The organism is Halobacteriovorax sp. DPLXC-1, assembly GCF_036903125.1.
GTDB lineage: Bacteria > Bdellovibrionota > Bacteriovoracia > Bacteriovoracales > Bacteriovoracaceae > Halobacteriovorax_A > Halobacteriovorax_A vibrionivorans.
The window spans coordinates 690726-706124 of record NZ_JAYMCO010000001.1; the positions used below are offsets into that span (position 1 = coordinate 690726).

Genomic DNA, 15399 nt, shown 5'->3' on the forward strand with positions numbered 1-15399 from the left:
TCATTCAAGAAACAATATAATTTTGTGGATTTTCATAATTAGTTGCCGATAAGAGTCTAAGATAAAGCTTAGGAGGCAAATATGGAATTACTAGAAATTACGCTTGTGACTGTTGTCATGGCACTTGCCACCAGTGGAAATATTATTCTTTCAGGTTTAAGTTATTGGGAAGCTGAAGATAATATGCAAAAACATATTTCTCATACTCAAGACGACTATGGAATGAGAGAAGCTGAGCTTGAAGAGCATACAAAAGTCGCATAGTTAAATACATTGAAATTTACAAAAAATAAGGGCCACTATTAAGTGGCCCTCTTTATTACATAAATGGGTTATCGCCCTTTGAGTGATCAGTGACATCCACAATATCAACGATATCTGGAAAGTGCTGCTTAACTAATCTTGCAACACCATCTGTAAGAGTTGCTTGAGAAGCAGAGCATCCTTGGCAACCACCAGTCATTTTGACGTAGAGTTTATCATTGTCGTAATCAACTAGCTCGATATCTCCGCCATGAGCGGCAAGAGCTGGTCTCACTTGTTCATCAAATAGCTTTTCAATTTTTCTAATCATAACTATATCCTATTCCATTAATTGATTTAAATATCCCATTATCGAAATTGCCGCATTTTCAACTCGCATGATTGATGGCCCAATATTTACTTCTTGGAAACCACGATCGACAAATTCCTTAATCTCTTGGTTTGTCCAACCGCGCTCGGGGCCGATAGCAATTGTTAATGGTCGCTCTATATCTATCTTAACATCTTTTAGCTTTGTTTGTGCATATGGTGAAAGAATAATTCTTTGTTCATCTTGATCAAGACTTTGTTCATATTGATAGGTCTTATGTAGTTCAGGTGACTTATAAAAAACTGCTGATTGACTAAGGCCAAGAAGGGACAGCTCCTCAAAACGTTCATATATTTTAGACGTTAAGTAGCTCTTATCACTTAGAATTGCCTTATGTATTTTAAATCGGCTAGTTCCCATTGCACTACAATGCTCAAATAACTTCTTCATTGTTGGAGGTCGACTTGCCGCTATTGAAAGAGTTATTGGATAGTGCTTACCTGCTAAGATTTCACCTACAATAACTTCAATTTGTTCACCGAGGGTAAAGACCTTTAAAGTTGTCAGGCCTTCTTCAAGGATTGTTCCTTTCAGTTCGTCGCCAATTTCAACCTTGATCACATTACGTAAATGTTCACTTTGTTCAAAAGTGAGAACAGCTTTTTTACCTTGAATTTGATCTTTTCTAAGTATGATTGAATTCATTTTCTTTAAATTTAGTTAGTTATAGCTATCAATCTTTTACCACTACTTGCACCTAATGGGTATGAGTTTTAAAGCAACTTTGTCACAGATCGTCAATAGAGAGCACTCATTCACGCTACTTATGGCACCAATGGGGTGGGGGAAAACAAGGCTTATTTGGGAGTTTGTTGAGGACTTTGATCGAATTATTATTGTCTCTCCCTTACGTTCAATCCTGGAAGATTTAAAAGATAGAGACTGTGTTGTGAATAATATTTCTGATAAAGGGGTCTTTCTTACAACTGTGGAGTCCTTTTCTAAGAATGATCTAGACTTTGCTTTGAGGTCAAACTCACTCTTTGTCTTGGATGAATTTCATCTCTTCTATGAATGGGGGGAGACATTTCGTCCAAGGCTTCTTGAGTTCTTATATAAAATATCTTCATCAAATACCAAGGTGATCGGCTTAAGTGCGACAATAACAGATGAGCTTTATCGTATCATTGAAAGGGATGTTGAAAATAATTTTAAGCACTTTTGTCTTTTAAATATTGGTAACTTTCAAAAGAAGAATATGTATAAGAAGAAGGATGTCGTAATAAGGCCCCTGCTCTTGTTAAAGCTTCTCTGGCGACAACTTTTCTTCTCTCAGGGAAGAACGATATTATTTTGCTCAACAAGAAAAGAGGTTTTTATGTGGAATCGTTTCTTTTCTCGTTTAGGTCTATCTTGTGATTATTGTGTCGGTGGTGAAGTCAAAGACTTTATAGCTAGAGAGTGTGAGGCCCCCGCTCAAATCGTAATAGCAACAAGTGCCTTAAGTCATGGAGTAAACCTTAGAGGAATTGAAAATATTTATATAAGCTATTGTCCAAATGAGTCGACAAATTTCCAAATGATAGGAAGAGGCGGACGTTTTGGTGAAGAATTCCAATACGTTGGAACAAAAGAAGTCGGAAACTCTTGGTTTGCAAGAATTCACTACAAGATATGTGATTATCTCTTTATAATGACCAAGGACGTATTACTATGGTTGAATTAGAAGGTATTCTTGTAAATAAAATTCCATATCAAGACAAACACTTGATAGGGAATCTCTTACTTCGAAATGGAAATAAAATTTCTGTGATGTTCTATGGCGGACAAGGTGGAGGAAAGAGGAAGGTATCTTCTGTTTTACAGGTGGGTTACCTATTCAAGGTGAGCTTTGGACGTATCAAAGATAGTTTTGAAATCATGACTTCTAAAGAGCATGTGGAGAAGTGGTATCATAAGAATATTTCTCATAATCCAATGGCCTTTTATCTTCTGTGTTTCTATTGTGAATTGACACAATCATTTGCTCCTCAAATCACGCAAAAAGATGACTTAGACTTACAAGAGCGCACACATGAAGGAACCTTTAGACTTCTTTCAAATGCGATCTTTCGTCTTGATGCTGAAGTTATAAAGCCAACATATGAGCCTAATTTCGAGTTATTTATATTCTTAGTTAAAGCAATGGTTGAACTTGGGATTTTTCCTCGTACTGAGACTTGTGCTATTTCAGGAGTCGAGATTAGTGATGACGATTATGTCTCTTTATCTATTGAACAAGGTGGCTTTGTTCACTATGACCACTTAAGTCCAGAAGAGCAAAGACTTATCAGTACAGATGAAGGTCGAGAGTTAAGATCTGAGATGCTTAGAGTCGCTTCAAGTAAGTATCTTGATTGTCCAAAGAAGCTCAATATTTCTAAGAGTACTTTAAATAAATTAGTGAATTATATTTGCTATCACCAGCACACAACAAGAGAACATTATAAGTCTCTTTCTCTTCTTTTATAAATCCTCGAATATTTTATAAGTAAATGAGAATGACTTCGCTAGATTTGTATTCTTTGCTACATCAAAAAGAGTTTCATCTGAATAATTTAGGACAAATGAGCTTCTCGTGAGCATATAGGATAGGTTGAAGCTTGTTGAGAGATAGTACTTATTTTCGCCTTTGATACCATCAATAGAAACAGCACTATCTTGCCAATAGGTAAGTGAAGTTCCTAAGCGAAGCTTTGAGTTTGGAGAGTGGCCAAGACCAAAAGAGGTTGAATAACCAAAGCCAGGGGCCACTTCTTTATCATCAATTTCTCTTTCAAATCCGTAATGTCCTTCAAGAGTTAGCGAGTAATCAAAATCATAAATTAATTTGTAGAAGGCAAAACCAATTGTTGATTCAAAGACCCCACGGCTGAGTGAGTCTGATAGAAGAGGATCTTCATAATTATAAATTGAATTTCCATTTGGAAATAATTGCTTAAAGAAAATAAAACCACGGGGTTTTAGTGGGTTGTAGGTAAACTCTGGTAAGAACTCCCAAGTGAACTGAATACTAGGATCAACCACTTCAGTAGTACTCGATTCTGTTGAAGTTGATTCAACTGTTCTCTTCTTTATAGGTAAATCAAACGCAATCTGATAGTAGCTATCAAATAAGTAACTTCCTTTAAAAGAAATAGTTTCTGTAATTTCATTCTTAGAATTAACAGATTCAATTTTACCACTTGCTAGTGCTTCATTTGTAATTGTTGAATTTGTATAAGCAAGCTTTGCTTCCCACTGGTGATCCCCAAGAATAATATTTGGAATATTTGCTCCTCCACCACAGCAAGAAGATGCATATGTTTGGAAAGAGAAAAGTGAGAGTAGGATTAAAGTGTAAGTGGCCATGATACTGAGTCGTAAATATTTCCGTTTTCTTCTAATTGTAAATGGAAGTCCCAAAGACCGCCCATTGTGAAGTAGACGTCTGTTAGTTCATAGATTCCTGTTGCCAATTTATTTATTGAAATTGGATAAGATCCATGTCCCATATTTGGCATCCATAGATACGCCTTGAAATTACCAATTGGGTCTGTGAAATTCCCAGCACTGTCAGTTAAAGATATTGTAATCTTTGAGCTATCATACAGGAGTGGCCCCTTTTTCCACTCCCGTGAAATAGTTAGGGATTCTGTTTCAAAGCGAAGGGCCGTTGTAATACTATCATCACCTCTAAATGGATCTGATAGCTTTCCAGTGAATGGTGAATCACCACAACTTATAACAAAAAGTGAAAGTAGGATTAATGAGAAAAACCTCATTACTTCTTAAGCTCCACATCAACAGCAACGATTTCTTCATTAAGCTCAAAACGTACTTGCCAGTACCCTTTCATACGACCCATAAAGAATTTTGCTGTTCCATCAATTACTTGATCTTCACCATAGGCCCAGTCAATTGCTGGTCCACCATGTTGATGACCGTTTGCCATCATCATCCATACATAGACTTTTAAGTTTTCAGGAGCTATTTTCTCTCCTGAATCTTTATCGTAAACTACGGCTTCAAAATTTGAAGGAGCTCCATCGAATGGCCCGTTCGTCCACTCCATATCAACACAAAGATTTTGTGATTCAAATTGATATGGGCAGGCAATGATTGAAGTTGTCAGTAGTAGTGCAATAATTGTTTTAAACATTTTTACCTCGCGATATAGCAGCCAAGTGTTTTTGAAAGTGTATATGGTAATTTCTTATTTTCTTTTAATGCTGTTAGAACATCATTCAAATAAAACTTTGTTGAAAGCTCTGGGCTTCTCTTATTTGTCACAGCACCTTGGTACATCACTTCTTCATTCTCATCGATTAGAAAAACATGTGGTGTCTTAAATGCTGAAAACTTATTAGCATATTTTAAGTCTTTATCAATAAAGATAGGGAAGTTGATTTTAAATTGATCAAAATATTTTAAAGCGGAGTCTTTACTTATGTGCTTATTAGAACTGAAGCCGATAAACTCGACATTATCAAATTTCTTAGCGAGTGAGTTAATATAATCAAATTGTTTTTGTGAGCATGGGCAACTTGGAGAAAGAAAAATTAGAACTTTCTTTTTATCTTTAGATGTGGAAATAGCTCTTTCTTTATGTGATGAAAAATCATAGCGTATTTCACTGAGTGCACCAAAGGCCATGCTTGATATCAGTAGAAGAATTAGTGTTTTCATGAAGTTCTTATATAAAACTTAAGCCGATTTCACAACAGAACAAGGAGCTTTTGTATATTATTTATTATTGATTAAAATCAGTTTTTGAGGACGTGAGAGCTTTTTTATCTGTGCTTCTCGTTTACTAGCACTTGAGCGATCTAGATGTTCTTCTGTAAAGAGAATTTTTTTAGGAGGGTTGGCCTTAGTGAACTTTGCACCTTTAGGGTCATTCTTGTGTTCTTCAAATCGTCGCTCTACATCAGTTGTAATCCCCGTGTAGAGCTTTCCATTTTCAGTTTCAATAATATAAACAAACCATTTGTCGGCTTTTGCCATTAATTCTTTCTCGCTTGGTATGTATCGTCTTTCATAAGCATCCCAGTACCGATACCGTACTTTTCTTGAGTGCCTAAAAGTGATTTTAACTCACCAGTTGAGATTTTACCATTGAAGTAATTAAGATAGCTTTCAAGTTTTGTCTTTAGAGTTTCACCGTGCTCATTTAATAGTTCAATTCTAAAGTTTGAGACACCCTTTGCCATTAACTCATCCACAAGGTCTGTTGAACTTTGGGCAACGGCATTGAACATCGTGTTTCGACATTCTTGATCGGCCTTAATAAAGTGCATATTTCCAAATTGATCTTTTAATTCCACATGGTGTTCTTCACATGGTTTTCCACAATCTTTAAATGAAGAACCTTCAGATAAGAATGCAGCAAATACACAGTGTTCCATATGAAAGCTTGGCATATATTGGTGAATATTGACTTCTATTTTTCCAGCGTCAGTGTTGACCAGAAGGTTCTCAAGTTGTTTTGCATTGAGATCATAAGATGAAGTCAGTGTCTCAAAACCTTTATCAAGCAGATAATTGGCGGTTTGAGAGTTTGAAATATTTAATGAGAAATCTCCTTTTAAAGGGATGTCACATTTAGAGCGTAGATATTGATATGAACCTAGGTTACGACAAAGAATAAAGTCTGGTGTAAGTCGAGTTAGGACATTTAGGTGATGGTACTCTTTTGGTTTAAGAATTCGATTAGTTGCAACTCCTACACGACAATTCTTAAGTCCTCTTAAAAGCTCAAGAGATGGTTTGTAGTCTTTACCAAATTCAAAATCTAATGTGATATTAAGCGCATCATATTCACATTCTTTTAAAATATCGAAGGCTTCTTTTACTTGGTCAATATCTCGAAGTAGGAAATTAAGAGTGATATCTATTTCACTAACTTCTTTTTTTGTCAGCTGATATTCAAATGCTTTTGGTATTTTCACTTCAAGACGTTTTTCATTAAGTCTAGCTACGGCATCTTGTCTTAGCTTCTTTAATGTCTTTGAGTGAATGAATGGAGACTTCTCTCCTAGAGTAAGTTTGAAATCATCTACTGAATAAATTGTTCGAGAAAGAGCGGTTGCATCTTTTTTAACTTTTTCAATATCTGCTTCTCGTCTAGCTTCTTCAACGATATCTTCACTTTCAACGATAACAGTATTCTTTCCATCATCAATTTTATAAGAAAGCTTTTCACTTACTATTGCTTTAAGCTCGATTTTGATAGGGATTCGTTTTTGCTTGTTAATATCTGTCACAAGAGATTCACTTTCTTTGATGACGTTTGGATCAGAATTTAGATAAAGCATCATACCTGGGCGAAGCTGTTGCCACTTAATATCGTGTGCAAGTGATAGAGTAACTCTCTTTCCTTTTCTTTTTACATCAAAGATAGATGAGCCTACTTCTATTTCTTTATTGTCATCACAAACAACAATACCCATTCCATTTTCAAAGCTACGGTCTGTATCAATTTCAATTGTTGGCCTCGATACTTTTTTTACCTTACCAATTTCAATCCCTCTGTGATTTCCGTAATTTCCTTTCACTAATCTTTGGTGATCAACTCCGTGGAGCCAGCCAGAAAAGAAGCCGCGAGAGTATGTTAGAGACATTTTATCAAGGTCTGCCTGAGAAAGAGGTTTTCCTTCTAACTTTGCTTTGAAAGCACTTGCCGCAGTAGAAACATATGATGGTGCTTTAAGACGGCCTTCAATTTTAAGTGAATCGACACCAATATCTTGAAGTTCATTTGCTTCCTCTATTCCACAAAGGTCTTGAGGAGAAACAAGATAGCTCATTTTATTTCCGTCTTTTTTCAGATCTCTCTTTTCACCGTCTACAAACATTTCATAAGAAAACCTGCAACTTTGGGCACATTGTCCGCGATTGGCAGAACGTCCTCCAATACTTTCAGAAGTAAAGCATTGACCTGAATAGGCGACACATAGAGCACCGTGTGTGAAGACTTCTAATTCTTTATCTGTATTATTTCTGATTTCTTTAATTTCAGGAATTGAGTTTTCACGGCCTAGTACAAATCTTTCAATATTGAGATCATCAAGAAATGTTATGTGATCGTGATTTGTTACTGTCATTTGAGTTGAGCCGTGAATGACTTGATCAGGATAAGTCTCACGAATAATCTTTGCTAGGCCGATATCTTGAACGATAAGAGCGTCAGGTCCTAATGCAACAACTTCTGAGAGTTTAGCAATTGCCGCCGGCAACTCTTCTTCGAAAATGAGTATGTTAAAGGCCACATGAACCTTAACACCGTAGAGGTGACACATATCGATGATCTCTTTTAACTCATTTACAGAATGATCATGTGTTCTACCGCGGGCATTAAATCCGGGCATTCCTACATAAATTGCGTCAGCGCCACCATGGATGGCAGCAAGGCACATTTGCATATTCCCCACAGGGGCCAAAATCTCAGTTTTCTTCATTTGTGGGTTGTAGCACGAAGTGTCGAAAATACAAGGAAAATCAGGCAATTAGGAAAAAATTATGGTCAAAATAATTAGCCGATTAGAGTACAAAAAGGTATACTTTCACCAATTATATTTAAGAGTAGGGGGCAATGTGTCAGAAAGCAATATTAAGGACATGCAGCAGATTGTTAGTTTAGCTAAACGTCGTGGGTTTATTTTTCAAAGTTCTGAGATCTACGGTGGTCTTTCATCTTGTTGGGATTATGGCCCATATGGAATTGAATTAAAGAGAAACTTAAAGAATAAGTGGTGGCAAGCAATGACTTTCCGCTCAGATATCGTTGGTGTTGATGCTTCGATCTTCATGCACCCTCAGGTATGGAAAGCTTCTGGTCACGTTGATGGCTTCAATGATCCAATGGTTGATTGTAAGGCATGTAAGTCTCGCTTCCGCGAAGATAAAATCGATACATCAGCTCCATGTCAAAATTGTGGTGCAAAGGGTGAATTCACTGAACCACGTGATTTTAACCTAATGTTTAAAACTAAAATGGGTCCTGTTGAAGATTCATCAGCAGATGTTTACTTAAGACCTGAAACAGCTCAAGGAATTTTTGTAAACTTTCTAAATGTTCAATCGACAATGAGAAAGAAGCTTCCATTTGGTATTGCTCAAATTGGTAAAGCGTTTAGAAATGAAATTACTCCTGGAAATTTCATTTTCAGAACTCGTGAATTTGAACAAATGGAAATGCAATACTTTGTAAAACCAGGTGAGCAAATGAAGGCGATGGAGGACTGGAAAGAACTTCGTTGGAATTGGCATATTTCAAATGGTATCCGTCCTGAAAACTTAAGATGGCATCCACACGTTGGTGATGAACTTGCCCACTACGCAGATGCAGCTGAGGATATTGAATATAAATTCCCTCATGGTTGGGATGAGATGGAAGGTATCCACTCAAGAACTGACTTTGACCTAAGAAAGCACGAAGAGTTTTCTGGGAAGAATTTAAAATATACTGATGTTCAAGATGGAAATAAAAAATATCTTCCATTTGTACTTGAAACTTCTGTTGGTTGTGATCGTGCACTACTAGCAATTCTTTGTGATGCATTTAGAATTGAAAATGAAGGTGATAAAGAGAATGAAAGAACGGTAATGAAGTTCCATCCATCTCTAGCACCGATTAAAGTAGCAGTTCTTCCACTGACAAAGAAATTAAATGAGCAAGCAACTGCATTATTTCATGACCTGCAAAAAGAATTTAAGGCAGAGTATGATGTCGCTGGTTCAATTGGTAAGCGTTATCGTCGCCAAGATGAAATTGGAACACCAATGTGTGTAACTTTTGATTTTGATTCTCTCGAAGATAATGCGGTTACAGTTCGAGACCGCGATACAATGAATCAAGAGCGCGTAGCGATTGATCAACTTAAAAACTACTTAAGAGATCGTATCTATATTTAATTTTTTGTAAAAGGCCACATTGATCGTGGCCTTTTTTCTATACTAAGCAAGGAGCGCAGTTATGAGTAAATGGGTTTACTCGTTTTCAAAAGAAAAAACTGAAGGTAACAAAGACATGAAAAACCTTCTAGGTGGTAAAGGTGCCAACCTAGCTGAGATGTCTTCTCTTGGATTGCCGGTCCCTCCAGGTTTTACTGTTACAACAGAAGCCTGTATCGATTATCAAAAAACTAAGTCGTTTAATGACGATATTAAAAAGCAAGTAGAAGAAGCATTAAAGCTTGTTGAGTCTTCAACAGGTAAGACTTTTGGAGGTGGAGATAATCCTCTGCTTTTCTCTGTACGTTCAGGGGCAAGAGTATCAATGCCTGGAATGATGGATACTGTTTTAAATCTAGGATTAAATGATGAAACAGTCGAGGCCCTAAGTAAGAAGTCTGATAACGAAAGATTTGCTTGGGACTCTTACCGTCGTTTTATACAGATGTATGCAAACGTTGTTATGGGAATGAGTCATTCTCTTTTGGAATCAACTCTAGAAGATTTGAAAGAAGCAAAAGGTGTAGACTCTGATACAAAACTTGATGCAAAAGATTTTAAAAACCTTGTTAAAGTTTATAAACAAATTATTGCTCAAGAAACAGGTAAGAAATTTCCAACAGATCCAATGGAACAACTTTGGCTTGCTATTGAAGCAGTCTTTGGATCTTGGGATAACCCTCGCGCAATTAAGTATCGTCAGTTAAATGGAATTCCAGGAGACTGGGGAACAGCTGTTAATGTTCAGGCCATGGTCTTTGGAAACATGGGAGACGATTGTGCAACAGGTGTTTGTTTCACACGTGACCCATCTAATGGTGAAAAGAAGTTCTTTGGTGAATATCTTGTGAATGCACAAGGGGAAGATGTTGTTGCAGGAATTAGAACGCCGGCTCCAATTAATGAATGTTCAAAGAATGATTCTAATCGAAGTGAAAAAACACTTGAAGAATATATGCCAAAGGCATTTGCCGAGCTAACAGATCTTTATCAGCAACTTGAAAAGCATTATAAAGATATGCAGGATATCGAGTTTACGATTGAAGCTAATAAACTTTATCTTCTACAAACTCGTAATGGTAAGAGAACTGCAGCAGCAGCTCTTAAAATAGCTGTAAATCTTGAGGAAGAAGGGATTGTGACGAAGGAAGAAGCACTTATGCAAATCGATCCAGAAGCGCTTAATCAACTTCTACACCCAAGACTTGATCCAGATGCAACGAAGAATATCATTGCTAAGGGTCTTCCAGCATCTCCTGGTGCTGGTGCCGGAAAGATTGTTTTCCATTCTGATGATGCAACTAGTATGCATGAAAATGGTGTAAAAGTTATTCTTGTTCGCCAAGAGACTTCACCAGAAGATATTGCGGGAATGGCCGCAGCTCAAGCAATTTTAACTGCTCGTGGAGGGATGACTTCTCACGCGGCCGTTGTCGCTCGTGGGATGGGAAAACCTTGTGTTGCTGGTTGTTCAGAAATTCTAGTGGATAGTAAGAATCGCACCATGATTGTTGGTGATAAGAAATATGTAGAAGGTGACTTCATAACACTTGATGGTGGAACTGGTGAAGTTATTGAAGGTGAAGTTCCAACACTTGACGCTGAAATAAATGCAGACTTTGCAAAGTTTATGGCGTGGGCCGATGAAATTAGAACCTTAAGAGTTCGAACTAATGCTGATAATCCAGAAGACAGTGAGACTGCTGTTAAGTTTGGTGCTGAAGGAATTGGCCTTTGTCGAACTGAGCATATGTTCTTTGAACCAGAAAGAATTCTTGCCGTTCGTGAGATGATTTTTGCAGATTCAACTTCTCATAGAGAAAAAGCACTTAAGAAATTACTTCCATATCAAAAAGAGGACTTTAAAGGAATATTTAAGGCCCTTGATGGAAAACCTGTAAATATTCGACTTCTAGATCCTCCTCTTCACGAATTTCTTCCACATGAGTTAGAAGATAAAAAAGAATTGGCAGAGTATATTGATGTTGAATTAAAGACGATTGAAGAGGGTTGTGAAAGACTACACGAATTTAATCCAATGCTAGGGCATAGAGGGTGTCGTTTAGGAATTACTTATCCTGAGATCTATACAATGCAGGTAACGGCCATTACACAAGCAGCACTTGAATCAATTGATGAAGGTGTCGATGTAAGACCTGAAATAATGATTCCTCTTGTCGCAACAGCAAAAGAATTATCAATTCTTAGAGAGATCTTAGTTGCAACGATTGAGCAAGTTAGAGGAGATAAAGAGTTTAATTATAAGCTTGGTACGATGATTGAACTTCCTCGTGCGGCCATTACTGCGGCCGATATTGCAACTCATGCTGACTTCTTCTCTTTTGGAACAAATGATTTAACTCAAACTACTTTTGGATTATCTCGTGATGATGCTGGACGTTTCTTAACTGAGTATATTTCAAAATCAGTTCTTCCAAGTGATCCATTTGTTTCACTTGATCAAGAAGGTGTTGGCTATCTTGTTAAATTTGCAACTGAACAAGGACGAAATGCCAATAAAGAAATTCACGTTGGTATTTGCGGAGAACATGGTGGAGAGCCTAAATCAATCGACTTCTGTCATAGAATTGGCCTTGATTATGTTTCTTGTTCGCCATACCGAGTTCCAATTGCACGTTTAGCTGCAGCTCAAGCAGTAATACGCAACAAATAATGAATTTAGAAGAGATCATAAATAATGTAGCAAATGAGTTTGGCAGTTATAATTTTAACTGCCTTGCTCTTGCTCATATAGACTTTAAAAAGAAATCATATGAGAGTTATTCTTTATACGATAACCCTTTTTTGAAAGGCCAAAAAGTTTATTTTGATCTCGCTTCTCTTACAAAGCCGTTAACTTTAGGCTTCTCTTATTTAAGAAGCCCAGAACTCTTTAATGATGACATGAAACTCCTACTCAATCATCGTGGTGGACTAAAGGCATGGGGAAGGCTTTCACGTGATTCTTGGCGCCAGCAAGTATCATCTTACACAATTAAAGAAAGTGATACCGTTTATTCTGACTTTGGTGCTCTAAGGCTTCAGTTAGAAATTGAAAAAAAAGAAAATCTCTACGACTTAATTTCACCGATGTGGGATGAGGAGATTGTCCACTGGCTTGATATCGAAGATGAAATTTGTGCTCCCACAGGTCGAAGACAAAGGCAGCTAATCGATGGTGAAGTACACGATGACAATGCATATGTTATTGGGGAGAAGGTTTCTCACGCAGGACTCTTTGGTACAATCGATGGAGTATGTCGAACATTACTAAAGGCACAAGAGAGTTATTCATTAATTCAAAATACGAAAAGACAAAGTGATCATCGCTTTATTAATGGTTGGGACAGTGTTTCCAATCCTTCAAACACGCTCGCTGGAAGTGGTGCAACAACTAATACATTTGGGCATCTCGGATTTACTGGAACATCAATGTGGATTACTCCCGAAACAAACACAGGAGTTGTTCTCCTGTGCAATGAGGTTCTCGGTTATTGGAATGATCGTGCCAAATTAAATGCATTACGCCGTAGCATGGAATTCTAGGTCTATAAACATTGAAATTAACTGTATATTTGGATCATCACTCGTTAATTCAATAACCTTTTCAATCTTAGATTCATCAATATTATAAAAATCTTCAACATCTCCATCTAGTAAGAGTATTCGTTTTGGATCATTAACATCACGTACGTATGTCTTGATTGTTTTTCCTTCTTCATCAATTAATTGAACTGTCATTACTGAATCAGGATCGGCTCCACCGATTCCCATAACTTCTTGTTGACGTCCATACATATAAGAAAAGTCATTTCGTACTTGTTTAAGTCTACCTAAATCGACATCTTTCTTTGCTCTTCGCATTCCGATAAGGACTCTAGATTTCAATAGGTGCTGAAGTTCGTGGTGTTGTCCATATTCTGCAATTACCATTGCACCCATCGCAAAAGCTTTTCCGACTGTTCGGTTCTTTGATGTTGAGTATCCATAGCTTTGCCCATACAGAGGACCAGTTTCAGAATGATCCTTTGCCATTTGAACTAACTTTCCATTTTGCGAATATAAATCATCATTGTATTGTTTAAAATCAGTAAAAATAGCATCACGGATTTGTTGTTGGCTTGAATTTCCATTAACTTTTCTTACAACGTTATTTGAAAGAATTTGAGTATGGAATGATTCAAACATTCCGATTATCTCTTCCTCTTGAATCTCTTGGTTTTTTCTTGAGAGTCCACGCCAAACAATATCTTCAGAATACCATCGGTCCATTTTATAATCATATGTTTCTTTTGAACGATATGAGCGACTACCAAAAGATGTTCTAAAGTCTGTGTCTGCAAAATTTAGACTTACAAGTTGATCACCTTCTTTCTTATGGCGATAAAAGATATTATTCTTTTTAAAGAACTCTTCAAAATCTTTATTGATCTTTGCAAGTTGCTCTTTTGTAATTCGCGTATTTCCATTTAAGGCTTTTGCTTGTTCTAGGTATTGTGCATATTGACCGATATCGACAGCGGCATTTGTATAGTCTTCAATTTTATCTGGTGAAGAATATTTCTTGTAGTCAATATCTGTAAACTTCGGTGCACTTGGGAAAGCGAGTTGAGGAGATCCCTCTAATGGAATACCTGAACTCACTCTATAATTTAAATCTTTATAAAGTCTAATTGTGTTTAGAATTCCTTCTTTTACTTGTTGTGCCCATTCTTCGTCTGACATGTATAAGTCATTACTTGGGAAAGCTAATCTTGCTGGAGGTAGACCTTCTTTCATTAGAGCATAATTAAGAGCAAAGACTCTTGAGGTTCTTCCGTTTCCATTTGGAGTTGGATGGATTGAGACAATATCTCTTTGTAATTGTGCAACCAATTCAATATATTCTTCAGCTTTTTCAATTGTATCTATTGCTCCAATTTTTTCTCTTTCTTTTGCAAAAAAATCAAATCTCTCTTCTGAAAGCTTTCTAACAACTTCTTCAATTAGTTCAGGAGTGGCCTTAACATTTCTTTCCTGTATTTTTTTTACTTTAGCTGCCGTTTCAGGTGCAAAGGCTTCAAGCCTTTCTTTCGCTGTATCACTTAGCTTTTCGACCTGAGGGTAATGGATCTTTCCTCTAACTTTCCCTTCCTCGGCCATATAGCCCATGCCCTCTGCTGGAGCCTTTTCAAAAGTTAGATAAGGATTATATTCAATATTCTTAAGGGCCTTTTCTGATATTCCTGAACCCATTTCATTCCCATACCAATACTCTTTACGAACACTACCTAATTGATCCTCTCTAACTCTTTCTATTCCATCCTTCATCATGCTGGCATGTGCTCTTAGGTATTCATCGAAGTTAAAGTCTGGCTTTTCTTCCATTAGATAACTTCTTGTTTCCATGTAGTTATGGATAGCAGGCTCACTCCAGCTCTTTCGATTTTGTTTTCCACCAATAGCAGCACGTAGTAATTTCTTTTCACCATTATACTGATAAGGATGGTCACTATTTCTTAAGGTAGTATCACCATTGTATATTTTATTTAAATGTAGAGCTGTATGTTCATAATCAACAAAGTATGTGGACTCTATCCCTAGTTTCATGGCAGAAAGGTCTTTGCCAGTGTATTTATAATTTAACGCATTTTCTAAGGTTTCAATTTCGACACTATTTGAATTCACATCAAGGAAGCTTGAAAGAGCACGTAGACAAGACTCTTTTTCAATTCCTGTGATTGAAGATGGATTTCTCTTAAGTGTTGTCTGAGTAAAATTAATACTTGTGCAACCAAATAATAGTATTAAGTAAAGTAAGTTCATTTTATAAAAATTCATCTTCATCAATTCCCTCAATGTAATACTTATCT

The 15399-nt window shown here is 36.8% G+C and carries 15 protein-coding genes; 6 read left to right on the forward strand and 9 right to left on the reverse strand.

Features of this window, described 5'->3' with window-relative positions:
* Positions 1–81 precede the first annotated feature (81 nt).
* Positions 82–264, forward strand: a complete 183-nt coding sequence (locus tag VCM44_RS03360) for a hypothetical protein (RefSeq protein ID WP_120405387.1) — start codon at positions 82–84, stop codon at positions 262–264.
* Between the two features lie 55 nt (positions 265–319).
* Here the strand turns inward: VCM44_RS03360 and VCM44_RS03365 are convergent, their stop codons facing one another.
* Both VCM44_RS03365 and VCM44_RS03370 read right to left on the reverse strand, forming a co-directional pair.
* Positions 320–574 carry a NifU family protein gene (locus tag VCM44_RS03365; RefSeq protein WP_114705602.1) on the reverse strand — a complete coding sequence of 85 codons (255 nt, stop codon included), beginning with the start codon at positions 572–574 and terminating at the stop codon, positions 320–322.
* Between the two features lie 9 nt (positions 575–583).
* On the reverse strand, positions 584–1279 hold the full coding sequence (locus VCM44_RS03370; protein ID WP_334678016.1) for an RsmE family RNA methyltransferase: 696 nt from the start codon (positions 1277–1279) through the stop codon (positions 584–586).
* 61 nt (positions 1280–1340) lie between these two features.
* On the opposite strand from VCM44_RS03370, the gene VCM44_RS03375 reads away from it, so the two are divergent.
* Both VCM44_RS03375 and recO read left to right on the forward strand, forming a co-directional pair.
* Positions 1341–2300, forward strand: a complete 960-nt coding sequence (locus tag VCM44_RS03375; protein WP_334678017.1) for a DEAD/DEAH box helicase — start codon at positions 1341–1343, stop codon at positions 2298–2300.
* Positions 2288–3085 carry a DNA repair protein RecO gene (gene recO / locus VCM44_RS03380; RefSeq protein WP_120405384.1) on the forward strand — a complete coding sequence of 266 codons (798 nt, stop codon included), beginning with the start codon at positions 2288–2290 and terminating at the stop codon, positions 3083–3085. Before VCM44_RS03375 ends, recO begins: the two co-directional genes overlap by 13 nt.
* Here the strand turns inward: recO and VCM44_RS03385 are convergent.
* Genes VCM44_RS03385 through VCM44_RS03410 form a run of 6 tightly spaced genes read right to left on the reverse strand, consistent with a single transcriptional unit; the run spans position 3080 to position 8052 of the window.
* Positions 3080–3964, reverse strand: a complete 885-nt coding sequence (locus VCM44_RS03385) for a hypothetical protein (protein ID WP_114705598.1) — start codon at positions 3962–3964, stop codon at positions 3080–3082. The two genes, recO and VCM44_RS03385, sit on opposite strands and share 6 nt — an antisense overlap.
* Positions 3946–4377: a hypothetical protein gene (locus VCM44_RS03390; protein ID WP_334678018.1), complete on the reverse strand. Its 432-nt coding sequence runs from the start codon at positions 4375–4377 to the stop codon at positions 3946–3948. The genes VCM44_RS03385 and VCM44_RS03390 overlap by 19 nt, the downstream gene beginning before the upstream one ends.
* Positions 4377–4754 carry a hypothetical protein gene (locus VCM44_RS03395; RefSeq protein ID WP_334678019.1) on the reverse strand — a complete coding sequence of 126 codons (378 nt, stop codon included), beginning with the start codon at positions 4752–4754 and terminating at the stop codon, positions 4377–4379. The genes VCM44_RS03390 and VCM44_RS03395 overlap by 1 nt, the downstream gene beginning before the upstream one ends.
* A 2-nt stretch (positions 4755–4756) precedes the next feature.
* Positions 4757–5281, reverse strand: coding sequence for a redoxin family protein (locus VCM44_RS03400; RefSeq protein ID WP_114705595.1), 525 nt, complete (start codon positions 5279–5281; stop codon positions 4757–4759).
* Between the two features lie 57 nt (positions 5282–5338).
* Positions 5339–5599, reverse strand: coding sequence for a GIY-YIG nuclease family protein (locus tag VCM44_RS03405; RefSeq protein ID WP_114705594.1), 261 nt, complete (start codon positions 5597–5599; stop codon positions 5339–5341).
* A complete protein-coding gene (locus VCM44_RS03410; RefSeq protein WP_334678020.1) occupies positions 5599–8052 on the reverse strand; it encodes a U32 family peptidase in 2454 nt (817 codons plus the stop codon). The genes VCM44_RS03405 and VCM44_RS03410 overlap by 1 nt, the downstream gene beginning before the upstream one ends.
* 136 nt (positions 8053–8188) lie before the next feature.
* Here VCM44_RS03410 and VCM44_RS03415 point away from each other — a divergent pair, with 136 nt between their 5' ends.
* The 3 genes from VCM44_RS03415 to VCM44_RS03425 all read left to right on the forward strand — a co-directional run bounded on the left by VCM44_RS03415 (position 8189) and on the right by VCM44_RS03425 (position 13093).
* Positions 8189–9508: a glycine--tRNA ligase gene (locus VCM44_RS03415; protein WP_334678021.1), complete on the forward strand. Its 1320-nt coding sequence runs from the start codon at positions 8189–8191 to the stop codon at positions 9506–9508.
* 61 nt (positions 9509–9569) lie between these two features.
* The gene (gene ppdK, locus VCM44_RS03420) at positions 9570–12221 is read left to right on the forward strand and encodes a pyruvate, phosphate dikinase (protein ID WP_114705592.1); all 2652 of its coding nucleotides are present in this window, start codon (positions 9570–9572) and stop codon (positions 12219–12221) included.
* Entirely contained in the window at positions 12221–13093 is an 873-nt protein-coding gene (locus tag VCM44_RS03425; protein ID WP_334678022.1) for a serine hydrolase, read from the forward strand. Before ppdK ends, VCM44_RS03425 begins: the two co-directional genes overlap by 1 nt.
* Here VCM44_RS03425 and VCM44_RS03430 read toward each other — a convergent pair.
* The gene (locus VCM44_RS03430) at positions 13070–15373 is read right to left on the reverse strand and encodes a Fic family protein (protein ID WP_334678023.1); all 2304 of its coding nucleotides are present in this window, start codon (positions 15371–15373) and stop codon (positions 13070–13072) included. The two genes, VCM44_RS03425 and VCM44_RS03430, sit on opposite strands and share 24 nt — an antisense overlap.
* Positions 15374–15399 lie beyond the last annotated feature (26 nt).

What these genes read in the sequence shown, in the direction of transcription:
- VCM44_RS03390 (WP_334678018.1), bottom strand. Translation starts at nt 4,377, where the DNA reads ATGAGGTTTTTCTCATTAATCCTACTTTCACTTTTTGTTATAAGTTGT.
- VCM44_RS03405 (WP_114705594.1), bottom strand. Translation starts at nt 5,599, where the DNA reads ATGGCAAAAGCCGACAAATGGTTTGTTTATATTATTGAAACTGAAAAT.
- VCM44_RS03425 (WP_334678022.1), top strand. Translation starts at nt 12,221, where the DNA reads ATGAATTTAGAAGAGATCATAAATAATGTAGCAAATGAGTTTGGCAGT.
- VCM44_RS03410 (WP_334678020.1), bottom strand. Translation starts at nt 8,052, where the DNA reads ATGAAGAAAACTGAGATTTTGGCCCCTGTGGGGAATATGCAAATGTGC.
- VCM44_RS03375 (WP_334678017.1), top strand. Translation starts at nt 1,341, where the DNA reads ATGAGTTTTAAAGCAACTTTGTCACAGATCGTCAATAGAGAGCACTCA.
- recO (WP_120405384.1), top strand. Translation starts at nt 2,288, where the DNA reads ATGGTTGAATTAGAAGGTATTCTTGTAAATAAAATTCCATATCAAGAC.
- VCM44_RS03370 (WP_334678016.1), bottom strand. Translation starts at nt 1,279, where the DNA reads ATGAATTCAATCATACTTAGAAAAGATCAAATTCAAGGTAAAAAAGCT.
- VCM44_RS03400 (WP_114705595.1), bottom strand. Translation starts at nt 5,281, where the DNA reads ATGAAAACACTAATTCTTCTACTGATATCAAGCATGGCCTTTGGTGCA.
- VCM44_RS03360 (WP_120405387.1), top strand. Translation starts at nt 82, where the DNA reads ATGGAATTACTAGAAATTACGCTTGTGACTGTTGTCATGGCACTTGCC.
- VCM44_RS03385 (WP_114705598.1), bottom strand. Translation starts at nt 3,964, where the DNA reads ATGGCCACTTACACTTTAATCCTACTCTCACTTTTCTCTTTCCAAACA.
- VCM44_RS03430 (WP_334678023.1), bottom strand. Translation starts at nt 15,373, where the DNA reads ATGAAGATGAATTTTTATAAAATGAACTTACTTTACTTAATACTATTA.
- VCM44_RS03365 (WP_114705602.1), bottom strand. Translation starts at nt 574, where the DNA reads ATGATTAGAAAAATTGAAAAGCTATTTGATGAACAAGTGAGACCAGCT.
- ppdK (WP_114705592.1), top strand. Translation starts at nt 9,570, where the DNA reads ATGAGTAAATGGGTTTACTCGTTTTCAAAAGAAAAAACTGAAGGTAAC.
- VCM44_RS03395 (WP_334678019.1), bottom strand. Translation starts at nt 4,754, where the DNA reads ATGTTTAAAACAATTATTGCACTACTACTGACAACTTCAATCATTGCC.